Genomic DNA, 21,417 nt, shown 5'->3' on the forward strand with positions numbered 1-21,417 from the left:
ATCTTCAAATTCCAACGTATTGGATTTTGTGATTTGTCTATTGGAATTTTTAAAAATTATGATGGATCTACTAAAAATAAAGGTTGGTCAAACTCTACAGGAGACATATCGTCTACTAAGATTTTTACAATTTTTCCTGAAACTTCCGATTCAATTTCGTTGAAAAGTTTCATTGCTTCAATTACGCAAAGAACATCACCTTTAGCAATTGTACTTCCTACTTCGGCAAAAACAGGTTTGTCTGGAGCAGGTTTTCTATAGAAAGTTCCAATAATTGGAGACTTGATAGTGATATAGTTTGAATTTTCTTCTTTGGCAGCTACTTCTGGTGTAGCAACAACTGGTGCAATTTGTGGTATAACTGCTGGTTGAATCGCTGCTTGAGTTGGTAATTGCTGCACATAAGTAGTTTCTGTTACATTACCTTCTAAAGTTGTTCTAATAGTGATTTTCACATCATCCATCTCTAATTTAACCTCAGCAACTCCAGAATTTGCTACAAATTTGATTAGGTTTTGAATTTCTTTTAAATCCATAATTGTTTGTTTTTAGTTTTAATTTATTTTGTGTCGTAGGCCCATTTTAAATAAATAGATCCCCAAGTAAATCCTCCTCCGAAAGCAGCAAATATAATATTATCTCCTTTTTTAAGTTTCTTTTCAAAATCATGAAGTACTAATGGCAAAGTTGCTGATGTAGTATTTCCGTAACGTTCAATGTTTACTAATACTTTTTCTTCTTCAAGATTCATTCGATTCGCCGTAGCATCAATAATTCTTCTATTCGCTTGATGAGGCACTAACCAATCAACATTTTCATTAGTTAAATTATTTCTTTGCAAAATCAAATCGCTTGCATCGGCCATATTGGTTACAGCATATTTAAACACTGTTTTACCGTCTTGAATGATGTTGTGCATGTTTTCTTCTACCGTTTGAGCCGATGTTCTAAGTATAGAACCACCTGCAGGAATTTTTAAGAAATCACGACCTACGCCGTCGCTTCTTAAATATTCATCTTTCAAACCATACCCTTCATAATTAGGCTCGAATAAAACGGCTCCAGCACCATCTCCAAAAATGATACATGTTGCTCTATCTGTATAATCAATAATAGAAGACATTTTATCTGCTCCTATTAATAATACCTTTTTATATCTTCCTGATTGAATGTAGGCTGCAGCTGTAGACATTCCGTATAAAAAACTAGAACAAGCAGCTTGTAAATCATACGCAAAAGCATTGGTTGCACCTATCTCTGTAGCCACATAAACTCCTGTTGAAGCTACGGGCATATCAGGTGTCGCTGTTGCCATAATCACCATATCAATTTCTAGTGGATCGATATTGGCTTTTGCTATTAAATCTTGAGCGGCTTTTATAGCCAAAAATGAAGTTCCTTTTCCTTCTTCCTTTAATATTCTTCTTTCTTTAATTCCTGTACGAGTAGTGATCCATTCATCATTAGTATCAACCATGGTTTCCAATACTTTATTAGAAAGCACAAAGTCAGGAACATACCCACCTACTGCGGTAATTGCTGCGGTAATTGCATTCATTGTGTACGACTATTACTATCAAATATTGCTACTTGATTTTTTAATTTAAAAGACCTGAAAATTACAAAATTTATTCTAAAAGTACTGTTTTAGCTTTTCTTATTTGAGAAAATTATAAACAATAAAAAAAACTCCCACAAAGTGAGAGTTCTACTATTTTTTGCTAAAACGTATTAAGCAACAGCTACAGATTTATCTATAACAACTTGCCCTCTGTAGTACATTTTACCTTCATGCCAGTAAGCTCTGTGGTATAAATGTGCTTCTCCAGTGATAGGACAAGTAGCGATCTGAGCTACAGTTGCTTTGTAATGTGTTCTTCTCTTATCTCTTCTTGTTTTCGAGACTTTTCTTTTAGGATGTGCCATTTTACTATATTATTTATCCGTTAATAGTTGCTTTAATTTGTCCCATCTAGGGTCAATATTTTCTTGATTCTCTTGTTGTGTATTCTTTTTATTCTTCTCTTTTACTTCTTTCTTTACAGTCATTGTCTTGAGCTTTTCTAAAGCTTCTGATTGCAATGTACCATCTTTTACCCCCGGATGAACTCTTTTTAAGGGAATTGACAATACAATCATTTCATAGATGTACTGTGCAATGTCTACCTCGAATTCTCCAAATGGCAAAATTAATAACTCTTCGTTGTCATTATTAAACGTTTCTCCGAAACGTACAATTAATTTGATTTTACCTTTTATAGGTAAATCAAATTCTTCCCCTGTAAGGTCACAAGGTACTTGAACGGTTCCTTTGTGTTTAAAATCTAATTCTAATAAATTCGCTTTTTTTTCTAAAACTACATTTACTTTGATGTCTGATTTTTCAAACTCACTAAAGTCAAAGATCTCAAAGAACGAATTATTGATTTGGTATTCAAATTGATGTTTCCCTAGCTTCAATCCCACGAATGGAATTATGAATTCTTTTCTCTTGTTCATTTCATCAACAATTTTCCCTATTCTGAATTGTCTGAATCGGGGTGCAAAGATATAAAATTATTATAAATCTAATAATGTTATTCACCTTTTTTTGTTTATAACTGTTTTTCTTTCGATTTTAGTGGATTTGAGCTCAATTCTTGGTACTGTATTCTTGATTTATAGACATCTATAGCCAAATAAACTGCTTCTTTGAAAGAGGTAAAATCCGCTTGATTTTTTCCAGCAATATCGTAAGCCGTGCCATGGTCTGGCGAGGTTCTCACTTTATTTAATCCTGCCGTATAGTTCACTCCTCGACCAAAAGACAATGTTTTAAAAGGGATTAAGCCTTGGTCATGATAAGTCGCAATAATGGCATCGTATTTCTCGTAATGATTGCTACCAAAAAAACTATCCGCAGGAAAAGGACCAAAAACCAGAGTTCCTTTGTCAAATATTTTTTTTAAGGTTGGTTTTAGCACCGCGTCGTCTTCTGTGCCAATCACGCCGCCATCGCCACAATGTGGATTCAAGCCAAGCACAGCAATTTTAGGTTTATTGACACTAAAGTCCCTGATTAAAGTTTGCTTTACGGTCTCTATTTTCTTTTTGATCAATTCCTCAGTCAAATGGCCTGCTACTTCATTCAATGGTACATGATCCGTAAGCAAACCCACACGTAAATTATCGCTCACCATAAGCATTAAAGCATCGCCTTCTAACTCTTGAGCTAAATAATCTGTATGACCTGGAAATTTAAAACTTTCTGATTGAATATTGTATTTATTGATGGGAGCTGTAACCAAAACATCTACAATTCCCTCTTTTAAAGCTTTAGTAGCCGCCACAAATGATTTGATGGCATATTCCCCAACTTTATCATCGTTGGTTCCTAAATTCAAATCAACTCCTTCTCTCCATAAATTATAGACATTGATTTTACCTACAACTATTTGATCCAATTTATCGATCCCATGAATGCTCGAAGTAGACCCAAAGCCCTTCTTCAAAAAAGAAACAATTTTTACATTAGCAAAAATCACTGGAGTACAAAACTCTAACATTCTAGCATCCTCAAAAGTTTTTAAGATTACTTCGCTTCCAATACCGTTTAAATCTCCTATCGAAATTCCAACTATTATATTTTCTGCTGTTTTATTCATGAGCTCCCGTTTTTTATTGCTAATTTTGAGCTGCAAATTTAGTAAAATAAAATAAGAATGTTTACAGGAATTATAGAAACCCTTGGTATTGTAACAGAAATAAATAAAGAGCAAAACAACTTGCACCTTACACTTTCCTCCAGCATTACACCCGAGCTAAAAATAGACCAAAGTGTAGCTCACAATGGCATTTGCCTTACAGTAGTAGCTATAAACAAAACCCAATATACGGTTACCGCCATCGCCGAAACTATTAACAAAACTAATATTGGTAGCTGGAATATAAATGATGAAATTAATCTAGAAAGAGCCATGAAATTGGGTGATAGATTAGACGGCCATATTGTTCAGGGACACGTAGACCAAACTGCCACTTGTACCGAAGCCTATGAAACCAATGGAAGTTGGCACTATACTTTTGAATACGACCCTAACCGCAGTAATATCACTATTGAAAAAGGTTCTATAACTGTTAACGGTGTAAGTTTAACCGTAGTCAATTCAGACAAAAACAAATTCAGTGTCGCCATCATTCCTTACACCTATGAACACACTAATTTTCATAATTTCAAAATAGGCACCATTGTGAATCTTGAATTTGATGTAATAGGAAAATATGTTGCTCGCTTGCATTCTTTGAACTAAAAAAGTTTAAAAAAAATCAAAAGGTCTTAAAAACAAAAAACTCCAAGTTATCTTGGAGTTTTTGTTTTTAAGGTATAGTTAACGACATAAAAGCCATAAAGAATCGAAAGGAGAACTAGTATACCAATATAGTCATCAATAGGTAATTTTGGTGGTGGTGGTGGTCTTCTAGGACTTGGCGGGCCCGCTGCATACAATGAAGTGCTGCTAACCAGAAGCATCAATAACCCCACTACTCTTTTTAATTTGTTTTTCATAATTATCTACACATTAACTAACTAATGCTCTATTTGTTCGGCAAAATAACCAATATTTTAATTCATAAAAAAATTAAAATCGCTTTTTTTTATCAAAAAACCCTTCCTGAAAGTTTTCAAGAAGGGTTTTCTTACTTGTGGTTCCGCCACTAAACATAAATGTCTTAAGAATGTGAATATTATTTAAAGAATACCTACTAAGAAAATTTTCATATAAAAATATTGCAATGCTAAAATTAGCCCATTGGTATAGAAAAGTAGAAGAATCAGGATTTAAAAACTTCAACATTGTTCTAAATACAATAACAACTAATTATCAACACTAAACTACTTTGAGAATAAAAGTACAAATGCAGCTGCAGAATCTTTAATGCAAAAATAAAAACCTTTAGAAGTCAGTTTAGAGGGGTAAGAAAAATAGATTTCTTCTTATTCAGATTATCCAATCTTTTTGCATAATCCCCAACTTTTGAACTTGATCCCAAATCGCCCCCTCATTCACCCCCTATAAACAAAAAAGCCCTACAAACACAATGTTTATAAGGCTTTTCAACTTAAAGCGTGGTCCCACCTGGGCTCGAACCAGGGACCACCTGATTATGAGTCAGGTGCTCTAACCAGCTGAGCTATAGGACCGGTTTAGAGTTTGCAATATTACTACTATTTTTTGTTCAGACCAAATATTTTGATCGTGGATTTTGAATTTTATCATTAAATAGTAGCCTTCTGAATGGAATCTACTGAAAATGAAGCATTATAAAGTATTAAAAAAACTATATAATTTCCTGACACAACTCAATCAAAACCCCATTGGTAGATTTAGGATGTAAAAAAGCAACCCATTTATTGTCAGCACCTTTCTTTGGCACTGAATTAAGCACCACAAATCCTTCTTTTTCTAATCTAGCTATTTCGGCTACAATATCAGTCACATCAAAGGCTATGTGATGAATGCCTTCTCCTTTTTTTTCAATGAATTTAGCAATTGGACTTTCAGGATTAGTAGCTTCTAATAATTCTATTTTATTAGGCCCATTTTGAAAAAAAGAGGTTTTCACTCCTTCAGAAGCTACTTCTTCTTCTTTGTAAGCGGGAGCACCGAATAATTTTTCGAAAAGTAAATTGGATGCTTGTAAATCTTTGACTGCAATTCCTATGTGTTCTATTTTATTCATTTGTTTCACTTTTAAAACAGCAAATATATCAACTATTGATTGACATACGTTCTGAAATATCCGCATTCTCCAATCACCTCTTGATAGTATTTAGTGTCTGAATAAGTTGTTTTCAATTTTACAAAACCATCAAACGCGATAAAATTTACTTCTTCTTCTGGAATCTCCCAAACATTCGCAATCGCGCTATACTTCTTGTTGTAGTATTCGTTTCGCTCACATTTGGCCATCATGTATAAGCATTTGGCTTTCTGCTCTTTATTTTTTGCTGCCTCAAACGCTTTTTGATAATACATTTTGGCTAGGCTACAATCCGTAATCATTTTTTTGATTGGCTCTCTAAAACTATAGGGACTAGAACCATATCCCGCAATTTTGGACTCATAAAAAATTCGAGCATTCCCAAAATGAGTGATGTTATAAAAGGCATTGCCTAACAACAAACTATTGGTATACACCTCTTCCTTAGCCACAACCTTATCCTGCATCGTTTTGATAGTGGTGAGAAAATCTAATTGCGAATATTTCTTTTTTTGATACGCCACATGATCACAATCGTGACAATCTTTGACGCCTCCATTAAAAGGATTCCCATAAAAAACGGTATTTTGAAGCGAATCGGATTGCTTAATGAACTCGATAGCTGCAGGAATATCATTTTTGAAAGTGGCTTTGACCGCTTGAAAATTATTTATCTCGGCCAATTTTACGCCATACACACTTTGTCCTACTTGTTCTAACTCGGTTTTGTTTGTTTTGATCAAAAAGGCTTTCATGGCTTGCAAATCGGCAGTGGCATCATAAAAATTATTTCCATACCACCAGTAATTATTGGCATCATCAAACAATTCAGCCATCACTCTGTTCCCGCTAGCTCTGTATAGCGCTGCTAAATATTTTTTACTCCAATTGGTAGCATTTTGGTATCTGAATTCTGGAATTCCTTTTTCTTTGGGCAGTTCGTGGTATAACCATTTTAAATCTTTGATAATCGTTTTTTCATTTTGAGCAGTTAACTTTTCTATTTTACTCAAATTATTCACAAAACGAAGCAAACACAGCTGATAATTGGCTAGTTTTTTCGGAGGCATTTTTTGTTCCACTTTCGTGTAAAAAGCCTCTGCTTTAGAGAAATCTTCTCTTAAGGTATACAAGTACCCCAAAGCCATGTCCCATAAATACGGTTGAGCCGTGGTTCCAGCCGCCGAGATTTTGGTCACTAAACCTAAAACTTTGGTGTCAATCTTCTTTTTATTATCGGATTTGTTTTCAGAAACGGTTTGTTTTTTCACATCATTACTTTCATCTGTTTTAGAGAAAGAATGATTTATATTTTGCTCGGTTTTATTAATCAAACGCGTCAAGAGGTAATCCAAATGCGTAGATTTTGGATCCAATTCAAAAATTTTCTCCATAGCACGAACCTCGTCTTTGTAATATCCTTGAATCGCCCAAAGCGCTGCTTTCTCCTTATTATCTTTGGCCATAGCCAAAGAAGCGTTCCAATCTTTTTCCTCTTGGGGATGAAAATTATAAGCTGAAACAACTCTCATTTCTGGGCACTTATCAAAAACTATCGCATAGAAATAATTAGACTTGGCATATTCTTTTTCTTTATAATAAAATCCAGCCAAGTAAGAAAGTGCACGGTAATACAATACATTTTTAGGAACAGTTGCTTCTGTTTTTTGAAAAAAATCAAAAGCTTGTTTACGATCATCACTATAAAAATAAGCCTTCATCGTTTGAAACCAATACCTGTTTTTAAGAAAAGCATCTTTAGAATTTTTATAATTATTTTCGATTGCTTTTACCGTTCCTACATCTTCAAACGTTTTAACAGCAACAGGATCATAGCTCCAATAATCAGCATTTACGGAAACCGTTTCTACTTGTTTTGCGAGAAACAAAAAGTCGATAAAGTTTTTAATTTTTGAGTCTTTTAACTTTAATTTGGATTCCCATTTCACAACGTTTTTAGTGCTTTTTTTGGTTTTATAAAAAGCATAAATATCTTGAACCGCTACAGCACTACTATCAAACAAAAAGTAATGAACCGTGGCCGAATCCGCTTTCCCTTTTAGATACGTTTCCCAATCGGTTCTGATCGATTCGTTGAACCTAGTGTTATAATTATCTTCAAAGCGAATAGAATAAAAAACATCCCCAGATAAAAACAGCGGTTCGTAGGAAGCATCAACAAAGGTTTCGGGAGTAAAATTAGAATCAAATGAAAAATCGCCATAATCGCCATCAGCACAGGCGTAAATTATACCATACACCATGAGAAAAATGGCACTAAAAAACAGCAATAACTTGCTCAAAAATTGATTTTTCATAGCTATTAAAATTGAATTGATCTAAGTCGTAAAATAGTATTTCGTTAGGAGACTCTTTGGTGTTTTCTTTCAAATCTGAGGCCATTTCTAACAAATCCGAAGCAGCAATCGCTTCTAATTTCAAGACATCATTTTCTTGATAAAAAACTCCATTTTTGTAATTAGATTGTATCACTCTAAAATGTTTTTCATCTTCTCGTTTAAAATTTTTATCCTTTACTAAATCAGCCACGCTAATTTTAGTCCGCACCCCAATTACTTTTTGGTTTTGAATATGAATAAACCAAGAATAAATAGGTAATGCAAAATTGAGTTGCAGCGGATACTTCTTTAAACTTTCCAAATACTTCTCGGCTATTTTTCGATCATAAATAGAATTGAGCGAATCAGGAGCAATTTTGCCCATATTGTAATACATCAAAACCCCCGAATCTACATTAGGAATTTTAGTTTTTTTGAAATATTTTACTTGATGCAATCGGATGGTTGCTGAAATTCTTTTTTGTGAAATTCTTTTAAAAACCTCAACAAACTCCAAGTAGCGTTCTTTGGTACTCAATGTCCAATCGCAATCGAGGTGAATCTCTTGACAACTTATCCCATTAGACGTATTAATTCTTGTGATTAAATTCACAGTTTTTTGCGCTAATTCTTGTATCCCAACTGTAGTGTCTAAAAAAATCTGGTTCTTAATATACACCACAGGAACTACGGTAAATTGCTGAATAGATGTTGTAAAATGAATTGGACTTGCGGGATAAACATCATGAGAAATGTTATCTATAGTAAGATCAAAATAACGCACATAAAGTTTTTGGACGTTGTTCTGAGTCAATACTGTTTGTTCTTTTGGGGTTAAATCAAAAACTGTTTTCCAATAATAAAAGGATATAACTGGTTTTTTGCTTGGTTGGCAGGCCAAAAGCAAAAGCAATAGAAGCGCAAAACCCAATCTATTTTTCAAAAGAAACAGCTATTAAAAGTCACAACAAATGTAAGAATAAGCAATAAGTAAAACATAAAAAACCTAAATTTTACTACAAGAGAAATGCCAATAAATCGCTAAATAATTTCGATTACAGTAAATATAATTGTTATTTTGTACTTTCTAATGTTAAACTGATATGTCGCAAACCAACTACCGCTCTATTTTGTTCCTTCTTCTTTTCGTTTGTATTGGCTGTGCCAAAAAAGGAAGTATCACAGGCGGTTTGAAAGATACCATAGCCCCAACACTTAAGATTAGTTTCCCAGAAAATTTTAGTACCAATTTTAAAGGCAATCAAATCAAACTCACTTTTGATGAATATGTAAAACTAAAAGGAGTAGAAAAACAACTCATCGTTTCGCCACCAATGAAAAATGAGCCATTGATTATTCCGTCTACTGTAACGAAATACCTCACTATTCAAATCAAAGATACTTTACAACCCAATACAACCTATAGTTTTAATTTTGGACAAAGTATTACCGACAACAACGAAGGCAATCCTTTGAACCAATTCAAGTATGTTTTCTCTACAGGACCTTATATCGATTCGCTTGCGCTTGGCGGAAGGGTGAAAGATGCTCTTGAGAAAGAAGTAGAATCGTTTGTTTCTGTGATGCTGTACGAAGTGAATGAAAAATTCAAAGATTCGGTGGTATATACTAACCCTCCAAGATACATTACCAATACGTTGGATAGTTTAAAGACGTTCCGTTTAGAAAACCTAAAAGCGGGAAAATACCTTTTGGTAGCCATGAAAGACCGCAATAACAACAATAAATTCAATCCAAGAACAGACAAAATTGGGTTTCACAAACAGTTCGTAACCATCCCAAATGATACGGTGTATGAAATTGAATTATTCAAAGAAGTACTTCCTTTTAAAGCTTTAAAACCATACCAAGCCTCAGGAAACCGACTGGTAGTGGCATATGATGGCAAACAAGATTTTTCGAAGTCAAAACCTAAAATCATCTTGAAAAACAATACCCAAACTATTGAAAGTATTGTTACTCAATTTCCAAAAAAAGACTCGCTTCAGGTTTGGTATAAACCTATAAAAGTAGATTCACTTTTGATGAATATCAAGAAAGAAGGTTATGTGAATGATTTTAGTGTAAAAATCAAAAATCAAAAAAAAGATACCCTGAGCATCAGTGCTGTTCAGACTGGAATTTTGAATTTGAGAGATCAATTCACTTTAGAAACCTCTACACCTTTGATTAAAATTGATCCTGCCAAAATCAAACTAACCGATGGCGCTGCCAAAGCAGTAGCATTTACCCATCAATATGATGATTTTCACCAAAAATTGGTTTTTGATTTCAAAAAAGTACCTTCTGAAAAATATGAATTTAAATTGCTTCCTGGTGCTTTGACTGACTTTTTTGAAAAATCGAATGACACGTTAACCTATAAACTCAACACCCGAAGCGAAACGGATTATGGAAACTTAACGGTTGTTTTGAACAATGCGAAACGATTCCCAATTATTATAGAACTCACCAATACCAAAGGAGAAGTTTTAGCCTCTGAATTTACTGAGAAAAAAAACAAAGTTGTCTTCACATTTTTAGAACCTGCGAATTACACCCTAAGAGCTATTTATGATGACAATAAAAATCAAAAATACGATTCGGGTAATTTCTTAGAAAAAAGACAGTCTGAAGAAGTTATCTATTTCTCCAAAGAAGTAGATGTTCGAGCCAACTGGGAAGTAGAACAGTCCTTTGACCTAAGTATTCCTTACACTCCTGAACCTAAAAAGAAAGAGGATAAAGATAAGAAGAAGAAAAAATAGAAGCGATGAACAATGATATAATTGACAGTGATTCTTGGACGAAACGAAATTGGAAATGGCTAATTCCAACTACAATTACAATCCTATTTTTGACTTTTTATACCATTATTCCAGTTTTAAATAACGAAGCTCCTCAGTTTATTAAAGCCTATTCTGATACTAAAGTTTTTGAAAAAGCAATTGCCATAGCCAATGCGAATTCGAAAGTTAAAACTACAATCGGAACTATTGAAGCCATCGACAAATTAACTATTTTGGAGGGCAATATTATTTATTCTAATAACGATACCTCTATTGAATCGACTATTAGAATCAAAGGAAATCATAACCAAGGAAAAATGGATTTTACAGCCAACAAAAAAGGAAACGAATGGACTTTTCAAAAGATAACCATACGCTGTAAAAACCCAGAAAAAGCAATCAGTGTGATTGAATAAAACGAATTCATAATCAATTTACTTGATTTCAAAATCATCTTTATCGTTCAAGAAACCTAGTTTTTGTCTGGTTTCCAATAATGGACTTTTTTCTAAAGTAGCTATAAAAACGCCATCAGATTCTTGTGGTGCTATAATATCCCGACCCAAATAATCTTGCACTTGTGAGTGTCCGTTGTATATATGGTAATTGACATCTACTCCTATTCTATTCACCCCAATAGTATAACACATATTTTCAATTGACCGAGCTTTGAGTAAGGCGTCCCAAGCGTTAATTCGAGTATTGGGCCAGTTCGCTACATAAAGTAACACATCGTACTCTTCAATATTTCGTGCAAAAACAGGAAAACGCAAATCATAGCAAATCAGTGGACAAATTTTCCAACCCAAATAATCTATGATTACTTTTTCTTTGCCTGCAGTATACTTTTTATCCTCTCCTGCTAAGGTAAACAAGTGCCTTTTGTCATAAAATTGCACTTCTCCAGAAGGAAAAACAAATACCAATCGGTTATAGAAATTTCCTTTATCGGTAATAACCAAACTCCCAGCGATGGCTGCATTTTTTTCTTTAGCCAACTGTTGCAACCACACCATCGTTTCACCTTGCATAGGGTCTGCTACCAAATTAGGATGCATCGTAAAACCTGAAGTAAACATTTCAGGCAATACAATTAGGTCAACTGGTTCATCAATCGCATTGATTTTTTCTTCAAAATGAATTCGATTCGCTGCTGGATTTTCCCAGACTAAAGCAGTTTGTAGGATGGCTATTTTCAATTGCTAGGGTTTTATTCAAAGATAAAAAAACACTTCTCATTATCTCTCACCCAAAACATTTTTTGTTCAGTCCAATTATCAGGGAAAACCCTTAGATAAAAAAACTAACAAAAACCCTGATAATTAAATCATTAGACAAAACTAGCTTGCAATGGTAAATCAGAATTTATTAATTCTCTTTTTCAAAACAGTATCAACATTAAAAATCGTACACAATGAAAACAACTTTTAAAACATTGTTCTTTATTCTAATAGCTTTACCTTTTACACTATTCTCTTGCTCAAGTGATGAGGATTCAACTCCTTCGAATTCAAAATCAACAGATGTTTATATCGTAGGCATTACTCGAAATAGTGCGAATAAAGCTATACCAACTATTTGGAAAAATGGTGTTCCAACAATCTTACCTTCAGATACAAACATTAATACTACTGGCTTTAAAATCGCGGTAAGCGGTAATGATGTCTATGCCATAAACGGAAACTTTGACGAAGCAGATGCTATTCTACTATGGAAAAATGGAATCTCAAGTGTTGTGGCAGAAAATGCCATTGCTGAAGATTTAATAGTAGAAAACGGTAATGTATATATTTTAGGCAGAATCGGTAATTCTTTTAGATATTGGAAAAACGGAGTAGAGACCATACTTACCAATGGACTGAGCAACAACTTTGTTAGCGATATGGTAGTCAGCAATGGAGATGTCCATATTACAGGCTCTGAAAATAACGGAGCCAAAAACGTCGTGAAATATTGGAAAAATGGAGCCGCAACTACTGTTTCCAATCCTAATTTTAGAGCATTTGCAAATGGCATTGATGTCGATGGAAACGATGTTACCGTTCTGTTTCGCGAATTAACCGCTGAAAATACATACACACTAAAAGTTTGGAAAAATGGAACCATTACTACTCTTGAATCTGGAATACATAATGATTTTAGTATTGGACGAGGAAAAATAGTAGCTACAACAAATACCATTTTTGCTACCGCACATTTAGCCATTAATAATGAAAACAGTAAAATTGGCTTTTGGAAAAATGGTCTAAAAACAAATTTAACTTCTGGAATTACCTCTTCCTCACCCTTTGGTATGGAAGTCATAGGAAATGATGTTCACATTATTGGTATCGAAAGAAATCCTGGCACAAATGGAAGATCAGTTTTAAAGTACTGGAAAAATAGTCAGGAAACCGTTTTAACATCCGATGCTGATGGCAATATCTTCAATCCTGCTATGGCAATTTCTAAAAATGGTGATGTGCATATCACAGGCAAAAACAAATACTTTTTGAATAACACACCAACAATCTTGCCTGGCACAAATCCTGAAGCCTTTGATGTTTTCGTAGTGAATTAAAAGTATAACAAAACTGTAAATACATTAAATAGTAACTTATGAAAACTACAAATATAAAACCCATTTTTCTCAGCGTTGTACTCTTGTTTTTCTCAGCGTGCAATGAAACAAATTCGCAAAACAAGAAGTCAAAACCACTTCCCCAGACAAAAAAAACAATGGTAACCAACGGTTTATTTACTGGGAACTATGTAGCCTCCTATGAAAACGCAACCATCTCGGCAGAAATGACAGAAAATCAAAATGTTGTACGAGGCTTTTTTTATATGGATGGCGTAAAAAATGAAATGATTGCCATAAGTGATCGTAATACTATGAAAGGAAAACTGAAGGATAAAAGTAAAAACATTCATTATGATTTTTCGGCAATATTAAAAGATAATGTACTTCATTTTTCCATCACTTTTCCAGAATTAAACAATCAAGTTATTGCACTTTTTTTGACTAAACAAGGTAGTTTAACCAGCACAGAAAATGCACCAATCTCTAATTCCAAACCAAATGCTTCAATCAATTCAAAAACAAAAGACAGACGACTTATTGGTACTTGGCGCCATACCGAAGTGCTAAGCAGTGGTGGCTATGGCAGTAATTATGCTTCTTTAGCAACAGATTACTTTATACAATTCAAACCCAATGGCGAATGTTTATCTTGGACTGGAAGTAGCGCAGGAGGTTCAAGCGATGTTACTATAGAAAGCAGAGGCACTGGTAATGTGACCAAAGAAGGATGGTATACAGAGGGCAAGAATGTGATTTTTTATGACCTAAATACCAATGAAGAAGTCAGCATCCCTTTCCTAGCAGACGAAAACAGGTTCTTACTCAAAGGAGGAAGTACAAAAATATACCAACGCGTAAATTAATTTAAAAAAAACATTATGAAAAATTTAAACCAACTCTCAATCGCTATTTTATTTGCAATAATTGGAATTCCAATTTGTATAGCTCAACCAGTATCACCAAAAAATCAAAAATATTTAACTTTTAAAAAAAAACAACTCAATAAATTCAAATTAGCAAAACCGCTAATTAACAAATCAATTAGTTTATCTAATAACTCGACTGAAGTAGTTGATTTATCTAATTTTGCTAAATTTCCAGAAGAAAAAAAACAGGTATTCTCTCCTAAACTAATAAACGGTAATTGCAATGCTTTGCCTGTAAATTACAAATCATCCCAGCAAGAAATAGGATTGTTTTTTCCTCCTACTGGCTATTCGCAGTCTATTTATCCGGGTGCTATATATCGATTTAGCACACTAAAAAATCTTGCTCCAACTCCATACACACGTTTCACAAAAAGGAGCGCAATGAACTTAAATACAGACATCTTTGACCCCGATATAATTGAAAGTAATTCTAGTGAAACAATAAGTCAATTTGATTATGGAACCATCAGCAACAAATGGAAAAATATGTTGGCTAAGTATATTAATGGTATCACTCCTGCCAATGTCGTCACAGAAATTTCACTAATAGAGTCTAGTAAACAATTAAACAGTTTGCTAAATACAGCTTCTAGTGTAGATGTTGGGGCAAAATTACAAGTTCCTTTACCCAATATTCCAGTATCGGTAAGTGCTTCTAATTCCGTTTCGGTTCAAAATACTACAACGCAAAATAATTCTTCGACATTTGAAAAAAACAGCGTGATTATTAAAATCAAACAAGTATTTTATTCCTCCTCTATATCTTATATTGATTCAGAAGACATTAGCGTATTTCCTGGCGTGAATCCCGCAGAATTAGAAGAAGATTTAGTCTACATAAAGAGTGTGGATTATGGTCAGGAATTTTATATCGTTGTAACATCTAATTATTCTAAAGAAAGTATTTTGAATGCGGTTATGGATAAAGTATCGACCAAATCAGAATTAGGAGCTTCAGTAACAGGGATTCCTGTATCTGGGAGTGTGAGTGTCGGAACATCAAATGAAACAAATAGTAGTACAGAAAGTATTTTAAGTTCAGGGTCCACAACCGTAAAGACCTTTCAATATGGTGGTGCACCTATTGATTTGGGTCAAAGACTGGAAGACGTACTAAATAGTTTGAAAAGTAAACTTGACCTTAAATTTAGCAAAACAAATATTGGAGCTCCTTTGAGCTATACCCTTTGTTTTGTAAAAGACCATACACCAACATGGATCAATACGGATTTGAGTTACGCTACAACAAATTGTGGAATCAGCTTGGCTAATAGACTTTATGATGTAAAGCTTGTTTTAGAAAAATTAAACGCAAAAAAAGTGGTTGACAATGACAATACCGAAGATTTATATGGGAATTTAAAATTAAATTCTTTCAAAACCAATGGCGTTACAAAAATTACGAATTATACGTTTTGGGAAAGAAAAGGAGAAACCTATGACACCAATTCAGCAAAAGGAGTAACATCTGCATATAATGGAACTGATACTAAAATAAATTCATCAAAGGTATTGCTTTCAAATTGTACTAATGACGATATGTTAGCAAGCAGTATTTTCGTGGAAGGACAGTTATACGACAAAGACCTAATGAGCCCAAAATATGTTTGCAAAGAATGCAACGGAGGGCCAAGAGAAATTAATCTTAGTGCATATGCCAACCAAATAAATGCATTACTTCCAAATGAAACCAAAAAGTTAAAAATAGGTGATGATTCCTTTTTTGAATTGAATTTTTTTGAAAATGGAGATAAAAATAGTTCCCATATTAAAACCTATTGGTCAATTGAGGTTACTGCAAAATAATTATTGAATTGTTAGTTCAAAAATTAAAATAGTTGCAAATTACTTTTTAATGGTAATTTGCAACTACTTTATATTTATAATTTTAAGGGGGAAATTAAAAATGCAAGGGGAACAAAAAACCCAAAAACCATATTGATAATGGGATTTATTTAGAAATTAACGAATAGCATTAATAGATTTTTTTGCGGTTTCATCCATAACTTGTGTTCCTCCAACAATTTTGTTTAATTGTTTTTTTTCTAAAACAATAGTTTCAGAAGATTTTTTAAATTGGTCTAATGTTTTCATAATTAAAAGTTTTAAAGTTTTTCAAAAATACAAATAATAATGAAAGGAAAAATTTCAATCTTATTTTCCGATTTATTCGATTAAATCATTACAAGAAACTATATGTTTTTTATTTTAACACACAAAAAATAGCTTAGTATTTGTTTTCTTTTGAAAGTGAAAATACCTTTATTATATTTAACTATGGCTGATTTTATTTGGAATATTGCAATCTCTTATTTAGTGCTTTTTTTAGTGCTAAGTATTTGCTTACATATATATACGAAAGAAAAAAGTTTTAAATATTATGCCTATTACAACATTACAATTCTATTTTATCTTTTAACAAAAAAAGAACCTATTTATTATTATTTATTAGATGTTTTGCAAAATGTTTTCAACTCTTCAGATGCAAATCTTTTTTTTAATCATCTAAACTGGTATGTCCAAGTAGTATTTTATAATTTTTATTTTATTTTTTCAATATATTTTCTTGATTTGGATAGACTATTCAATATCATATCAATAAAGGTTATTAAAATTCTGTCTTTTTTATGGGCTTTTTTTTCAATTATTTTTTTAGTCTCTTTTAAACTCAAGACCTTCCACATTTTTTTTAATTTTTTTCAATTTTTATATCTGCCTACTGTTTTAATTTTATTTCTCTATTTAGTGCCAAAAGCGATAAAGCACTCAGGAAAACACAAATATTTTTTTTTAACAGGTTTGTTCTTTTATATTTTTTTTGCATTAGTTAGTTTCTATATGTCTGTTTATATGAAACTTGGTGGGATAAAGGTTTTTTTAATTGGAATTATTATAGAAAATTTTTGTTTTGCATTTGGTTTAGCCTATAAAATAAAATTAGTTAATGAAGAAAATCAACAAAATAAAGCAGCTATTTTGTTAGAAAAACAACAACAAGAACTTTCAAAATTAGAAGCCTTGATTGATGGTGAAGAAAAGGAAAGACGAAGAATTGCACAAGAATTGCACGATGGTTTAAATGGTGATTTATCAGCAATTAAATATAGATTATCAACACTTGAAGAATCGAATTTAAGTACTACTGACTCTGAAAATCTAACCAAAATCATAGATATGGTTGACGAATCGTGTGCACATGTAAGAAGCATTTCACATAATTTGATGCCTTCATCCATTTTAGATTATGGGTTAATCGAAACTGCTAGGGAATATTGTATAAAAATAAATACTTCTGATACTTTCAAAATAGATTTTCAGTGTTTTGGAAACTACATCGAACTCTCAAAGAAATCAGAAACTGTTATTTACAGGATTATTCAAGAATTGGTTACTAATATTTTAAAACATTCCAAAGCAACTGAAGCGATGATCCAATTCAATTATAGAGAAGAGGAACTTTTTATCACCGTTGAAGATAACGGTATTGGTTTTGACAAAAGTTCAATTACAGAAGGAATTGGCCATAAAAACATCAAAACTAGAGTTGCCTTTTTGAATGCACAATTAGACAGTAACAGTTCGAATTTAGGAACTTCCTATACGCTTTCAATCGACTTAAACAAAACGAAATGATCCCAGTAGCCATCACAGACGACCACACGATTGTAATCGAAGGCATCAAAACAATGCTAAAATCCAATAAAGAAGTTGAAATTGTACAATCTTTTGAAAACCTAAAAGATACCTTTGAGCAACTAGACGACTCCATTGCTGTTTTACTTTTAGACATAAATCTTCCTGACGGAAATGGAATCAATGCCTGCAAAGAGCTATTAACAAAACATCCAAATCTAAAAATTATAGCCCTCACAAATTTTGAAGACAGTTTGCTTATCAAACAGATTTTAAAAAATGGTGCTTCCGGTTATTTGTTGAAAAACACCAGTAAAACAGAAGTAATAGAAGCGATTAAAGAAGCGATGGATGGTAAAAGATATCTCCCTAAACGAATAAGTGAAATTTTATTAAATGATTCGATAGGCTTAGAAACCTCTAGTTATTTTATCCCAAAACTCACCGCAAGAGAAAAAGAGATTTTAAATCTCATTATCCAAGAATTCACTACAGAAGAGATGGCAACAAAACTTTTTGTAAGTGCTAAAACAGTGGAGTCCCACCGAAGTAATTTGATTCAAAAATTAGGGGTAAAAAACACTGCTGGTCTGGTTCGAGTTGCTTTTGAAAAAGGATTAAATAGGTAAAAAACACGACTTTTAAAACACAAATCGAAGAAACCAAAAGCCAGGAACAATTCCATTATAAATTGTTCCTAGCTTTGCACTATATTAAAAAAATATTAGCTCTTAGTAATTGTTTTTTCAAGGTTTACAGCAGCTCCAGCTTCAAAAACAGTAGTTGCAAAAAACCATTCGGCTTTTACATCTGTTGCTGAGAAAGTAGCTTTTAAATATCCTCTTTTGGATAAATTAGAATATTCTAAATCATCAATCAACAAATTCAAAGCTTGCTCAAATTGTACCAGCTGGGTACCACCAATTCCTAAATAAGTTTCTAAACCCGGAGAAGAAACAGAAGAAGTAGCTATTTCAATACCAACCACTTTATTAGAAGATGATTTTAATTCACCTTGCCAAGCATTGTGTGTATCTCCGGCTAGGGTAACTACTTTTTTACCATTCAACAATGCATACAATTTCTCTCTCTCTATCGGATAACCATCCCAAGCATCCAAATTATAAGGCAAAACAGTAGACAATCTTAATTTATCAGCAGCAGTTACCGTAGGATCATTAGCTAATATTCTAGATTTTATGGTAACTAATCCACTTACCGAGGTCTGAAAAGCCTGTAAAGTTGCTGGTTGCGCACTTCCTAAAGCATCTATTTCTCCATTAATTTGAGCCATTAACAGTAATAGCTCTGAGGGTAGCATCATTTTGGTCATCAAAACCTGTTGCCCAAGTACTTGCCAGGTTGAGGTACTTGAAGCTATTTTTGAACCCAACCAACTCATTTGTTCGGAACCTAAAAGCTGACGGTTAGGGTTCAATAAATCTGCTTGGAATGCAGTTGCATTAAAAGAACCATTAGAAGAAAAGTATGTAGCATATTCTAATTGTTTATCCCTAGCAATTACTCGCGTATCTAACATATACAAAGACAGTAAATTTCCAAAATGAAAATCTCTGTAAATTCTACTATCATTTCCGGTTTTAAGAGGAATGTATTCGCTATACGCTTTTAATGCAGCTAACTTTCTAACTGAAAAATCGCCTTCTTTGGGCTGATGGTTTTCTGCGCCATCTTTATAAGTATCATTGGTAATTTCATGATCATCCCAAACTGCTATAAATGGCTTTTTTTGATGTGCTAATTTTAATTTTTCATCTCTTCTATATTGTTTATATCGAGCTCTATAATCTTCTAACGTAACTATTTCATTAGCTGGAACATGCGTTCTTCCCAAACTTGCTGTATAGGCATTGGTTCCGTATTCACCAGCACCATATTCATAAATATAATCTCCTAAATGAACGATTACATCAACATCAGATTTTGCCATGGCCTCATAAACCGTAAATAATCCTGCAGCAAAGTTAGCACACGAACAAACCGCCATTTTTACTTGAGATATACTATCTGAAATAGAGGGTAAAGTAATAGTCTCTCCAATTACAGAAACTTCCTTGGTTGCTACATTATAAAATCTATAATAAAAAGCTTTATTAGAAGGTAATCCTTGGACATCAACAGCAATTGTAAAATCTCTTGATTCATCGGTTACAACTTTCCCTTGACGCAAAACTTGACTAAATTTAGCATCAGCACTTATTTCCCAAGACAAATTTACACTACCATTTTTGGAAGCAGCATAACGAGTCCAAAGAATAATACTTGTAGCTGTTGGATCAAAACTGGCCACCCCCTCATTAAAATTAGATAGTTTTAAATCAGTCGGTGCTTGATTGATTGGCTCATCATCTTTGGAACAACTAATAAAATTGGGAGCTAATAAAACTCCTCCTGAAAACAACAAAGAGTTTTTAAGAAAGGAACGGCGGCTAAAATTGGATTTCATAATTCAAAAATTGTATAATTTTAACAAATATACAATTGCTGTGCGTGCATAGTATTTGCAAATATTTAACAATTCATTACTGTTTTGTACAGGGAACGTTATCAATATTAACTAAAGCTTAAGTTTATATATCAAAAAAAACGCATCCATTTATTTGGATGCGTTTTTTACTTTTTGTATTTGCTTAAGGCAATTATTTCAAACTTGCTGTCAAATATTCTCTGTTCATACGAGCAATATTCTCTAAAGAAATTCCTTTTGGACATTCTATTTCGCAAGCTCCAGTGTTGGTACAGTTTCCGAATCCTTCTTCATCCATCTGACGAACCATATTCAATACACGATTTGTAGCCTCTACTTTTCCTTGTGGTAAAAGTGCGTACTGTGAAACTTTGGCTCCAACGAACAACATCGCTGAACCATTTTTACAAGTAGCTACACAAGCTCCACAACCAATACAAGCTGCTGCTTCAAAAGCTCTATCTGCATCGTGTTTTGGGATTGGAATAGCATTCGCATCCATTGTTCTACCAGAAGTATTTACAGAAACGAAACCTCCCGCTTGTTGTATTCTATCAAATGAAGAACGATCTACAACTAAATCTTTGATCACTGGAAAAGCAGCACTTCTCCATGGTTCAATGAAAATTGTATCTCCATCGTTGAACATTCTCATGTGTAATTGACAAGTAGTGATTCCTGTATCTGGTCCGTGAGCACGTCCGTTAATGTACAAAGAACACATTCCGCAAATTCCCTCACGACAGTCATGGTCAAAAGCAATAGGTTCTTTTCTTTCGCTAACTAATTGCTCGTTTAATTGGTCTAACATTTCCAAAAACGAACTGGCAGTAGAAACGTTATCTAATTTATAACTTTCCATGCTTCCTTTTGATTTAGCATTCTTTTGACGCCAAATTTTAAGGTTTATATTGATATTTTTTGCTGCGCTCAT

20 protein-coding genes and 1 tRNA gene are annotated in these 21,417 nt (G+C 33.3%); 8 read left to right on the forward strand and 13 right to left on the reverse strand.

Annotated elements, in window-relative coordinates; genetic code table 11:
• Nucleotides 1-56: 56 nt before the first annotated feature.
• From accB to pdxA, 5 genes are all read right to left on the reverse strand, one after another.
• A complete protein-coding gene (accB, locus tag WFZ86_RS06710; protein ID WP_342691225.1) occupies nucleotides 57-536 on the reverse strand; it encodes an acetyl-CoA carboxylase biotin carboxyl carrier protein in 480 nt (159 codons plus the stop codon).
• Nucleotides 537-559: 23 nt separating this feature from the next.
• Entirely contained in the window at nucleotides 560-1,558 is a 999-nt protein-coding gene (locus WFZ86_RS06715; protein WP_064715721.1) for a beta-ketoacyl-ACP synthase III, read from the reverse strand.
• Nucleotides 1,559-1,731: 173 nt separating this feature from the next.
• Nucleotides 1,732-1,926: a 50S ribosomal protein L32 gene (gene rpmF, locus WFZ86_RS06720; protein WP_159689777.1), complete on the reverse strand. Its 195-nt coding sequence runs from the start codon at nucleotides 1,924-1,926 to the stop codon at nucleotides 1,732-1,734.
• 9 nt (nucleotides 1,927-1,935) lie between these two features.
• Nucleotides 1,936-2,499, reverse strand: coding sequence for a YceD family protein (locus WFZ86_RS06725; RefSeq protein ID WP_342691226.1), 564 nt, complete (start codon nucleotides 2,497-2,499; stop codon nucleotides 1,936-1,938).
• A gap of 95 nt (nucleotides 2,500-2,594) precedes the next feature.
• Nucleotides 2,595-3,644 carry a 4-hydroxythreonine-4-phosphate dehydrogenase PdxA gene (gene pdxA / locus WFZ86_RS06730; RefSeq protein WP_342691227.1) on the reverse strand — a complete coding sequence of 350 codons (1,050 nt, stop codon included), beginning with the start codon at nucleotides 3,642-3,644 and terminating at the stop codon, nucleotides 2,595-2,597.
• A gap of 57 nt (nucleotides 3,645-3,701) precedes the next feature.
• On the opposite strand from pdxA, the gene WFZ86_RS06735 reads away from it, so the two are divergent.
• On the forward strand, nucleotides 3,702-4,289 hold the full coding sequence (locus tag WFZ86_RS06735) for a riboflavin synthase (protein ID WP_342691228.1): 588 nt from the start codon (nucleotides 3,702-3,704) through the stop codon (nucleotides 4,287-4,289).
• A gap of 819 nt (nucleotides 4,290-5,108) precedes the next feature.
• On the opposite strand, the gene WFZ86_RS06740 is transcribed toward WFZ86_RS06735, so the two are convergent.
• The 4 genes from WFZ86_RS06740 to WFZ86_RS06755 all read right to left on the reverse strand — a co-directional run bounded on the left by WFZ86_RS06740 (nucleotide 5,109) and on the right by WFZ86_RS06755 (nucleotide 9,024).
• Nucleotides 5,109-5,182 (reverse strand) — tRNA-Ile (locus WFZ86_RS06740).
• A 137-nt stretch (nucleotides 5,183-5,319) separates the two neighbouring features.
• On the reverse strand, nucleotides 5,320-5,721 hold the full coding sequence (gene mce / locus WFZ86_RS06745; protein WP_342691229.1) for a methylmalonyl-CoA epimerase: 402 nt from the start codon (nucleotides 5,719-5,721) through the stop codon (nucleotides 5,320-5,322).
• Nucleotides 5,722-5,753: 32 nt separating this feature from the next.
• Nucleotides 5,754-8,060: a hypothetical protein gene (locus WFZ86_RS06750; protein ID WP_342691230.1), complete on the reverse strand. Its 2,307-nt coding sequence runs from the start codon at nucleotides 8,058-8,060 to the stop codon at nucleotides 5,754-5,756.
• The gene (locus WFZ86_RS06755) at nucleotides 8,020-9,024 is read right to left on the reverse strand and encodes a hypothetical protein (RefSeq protein ID WP_342691231.1); all 1,005 of its coding nucleotides are present in this window, start codon (nucleotides 9,022-9,024) and stop codon (nucleotides 8,020-8,022) included. Before WFZ86_RS06755 ends, WFZ86_RS06750 begins: the two co-directional genes overlap by 41 nt.
• A 160-nt stretch (nucleotides 9,025-9,184) precedes the next feature.
• On the opposite strand from WFZ86_RS06755, the gene WFZ86_RS06760 reads away from it, so the two are divergent.
• Both WFZ86_RS06760 and WFZ86_RS06765 read left to right on the forward strand, forming a co-directional pair.
• Nucleotides 9,185-10,849, forward strand: a complete 1,665-nt coding sequence (locus WFZ86_RS06760) for an Ig-like domain-containing domain (RefSeq protein ID WP_342691232.1) — start codon at nucleotides 9,185-9,187, stop codon at nucleotides 10,847-10,849.
• Nucleotides 10,850-10,854: 5 nt separating this feature from the next.
• Nucleotides 10,855-11,286: a cytochrome c oxidase assembly factor Coa1 family protein gene (locus WFZ86_RS06765; RefSeq protein WP_342691233.1), complete on the forward strand. Its 432-nt coding sequence runs from the start codon at nucleotides 10,855-10,857 to the stop codon at nucleotides 11,284-11,286.
• An 18-nt stretch (nucleotides 11,287-11,304) separates the two neighbouring features.
• On the opposite strand, the gene WFZ86_RS06770 is transcribed toward WFZ86_RS06765, so the two are convergent.
• A complete protein-coding gene (locus WFZ86_RS06770; protein ID WP_342691234.1) occupies nucleotides 11,305-12,069 on the reverse strand; it encodes an amidohydrolase in 765 nt (254 codons plus the stop codon).
• 215 nt (nucleotides 12,070-12,284) lie between these two features.
• Between WFZ86_RS06770 and WFZ86_RS06775 the strand changes: the two genes are divergently transcribed.
• The 3 genes from WFZ86_RS06775 to WFZ86_RS06785 all read left to right on the forward strand — a co-directional run bounded on the left by WFZ86_RS06775 (nucleotide 12,285) and on the right by WFZ86_RS06785 (nucleotide 16,168).
• Entirely contained in the window at nucleotides 12,285-13,430 is a 1,146-nt protein-coding gene (locus tag WFZ86_RS06775) for a hypothetical protein (protein ID WP_342691235.1), read from the forward strand.
• A gap of 158 nt (nucleotides 13,431-13,588) precedes the next feature.
• Complete coding sequence (locus tag WFZ86_RS06780; RefSeq protein ID WP_342691236.1) at nucleotides 13,589-14,296, forward strand: hypothetical protein; 708 nt, start codon at nucleotides 13,589-13,591, stop codon at nucleotides 14,294-14,296.
• Between the two features lie 15 nt (nucleotides 14,297-14,311).
• Nucleotides 14,312-16,168, forward strand: coding sequence for a thiol-activated cytolysin family protein (locus WFZ86_RS06785; RefSeq protein ID WP_342691237.1), 1,857 nt, complete (start codon nucleotides 14,312-14,314; stop codon nucleotides 16,166-16,168).
• A gap of 156 nt (nucleotides 16,169-16,324) precedes the next feature.
• Here WFZ86_RS06785 and WFZ86_RS06790 read toward each other — a convergent pair whose 3' ends face one another.
• Nucleotides 16,325-16,456 carry a hypothetical protein gene (locus WFZ86_RS06790; RefSeq protein WP_342691238.1) on the reverse strand — a complete coding sequence of 44 codons (132 nt, stop codon included), beginning with the start codon at nucleotides 16,454-16,456 and terminating at the stop codon, nucleotides 16,325-16,327.
• Nucleotides 16,457-16,639: 183 nt separating this feature from the next.
• On the opposite strand from WFZ86_RS06790, the gene WFZ86_RS06795 reads away from it, so the two are divergent.
• Together WFZ86_RS06795 and WFZ86_RS06800 are read left to right on the forward strand one after the other, a co-directional pair.
• Nucleotides 16,640-17,995 (forward strand): sensor histidine kinase, encoded by a 1,356-nt coding sequence (locus WFZ86_RS06795; RefSeq protein ID WP_342691239.1) that lies wholly within the window; start codon nucleotides 16,640-16,642, stop codon nucleotides 17,993-17,995.
• Nucleotides 17,992-18,624, forward strand: a complete 633-nt coding sequence (locus tag WFZ86_RS06800) for a response regulator (protein ID WP_342691240.1) — start codon at nucleotides 17,992-17,994, stop codon at nucleotides 18,622-18,624. The genes WFZ86_RS06795 and WFZ86_RS06800 overlap by 4 nt, the downstream gene beginning before the upstream one ends.
• Before the next feature lie 95 nt (nucleotides 18,625-18,719).
• Here WFZ86_RS06800 and WFZ86_RS06805 read toward each other — a convergent pair whose 3' ends face one another.
• On the reverse strand, nucleotides 18,720-20,462 hold the full coding sequence (locus WFZ86_RS06805; protein ID WP_425402871.1) for an alkaline phosphatase D family protein: 1,743 nt from the start codon (nucleotides 20,460-20,462) through the stop codon (nucleotides 18,720-18,722).
• 193 nt (nucleotides 20,463-20,655) lie between these two features.
• Nucleotides 20,656-21,417, reverse strand: a complete 762-nt coding sequence (locus WFZ86_RS06810) for a succinate dehydrogenase/fumarate reductase iron-sulfur subunit (RefSeq protein ID WP_342691241.1) — start codon at nucleotides 21,415-21,417, stop codon at nucleotides 20,656-20,658.

This window comes from Flavobacterium polysaccharolyticum (assembly GCF_038739875.1).
Lineage (GTDB): Bacteria > Bacteroidota > Bacteroidia > Flavobacteriales > Flavobacteriaceae > Flavobacterium > Flavobacterium polysaccharolyticum.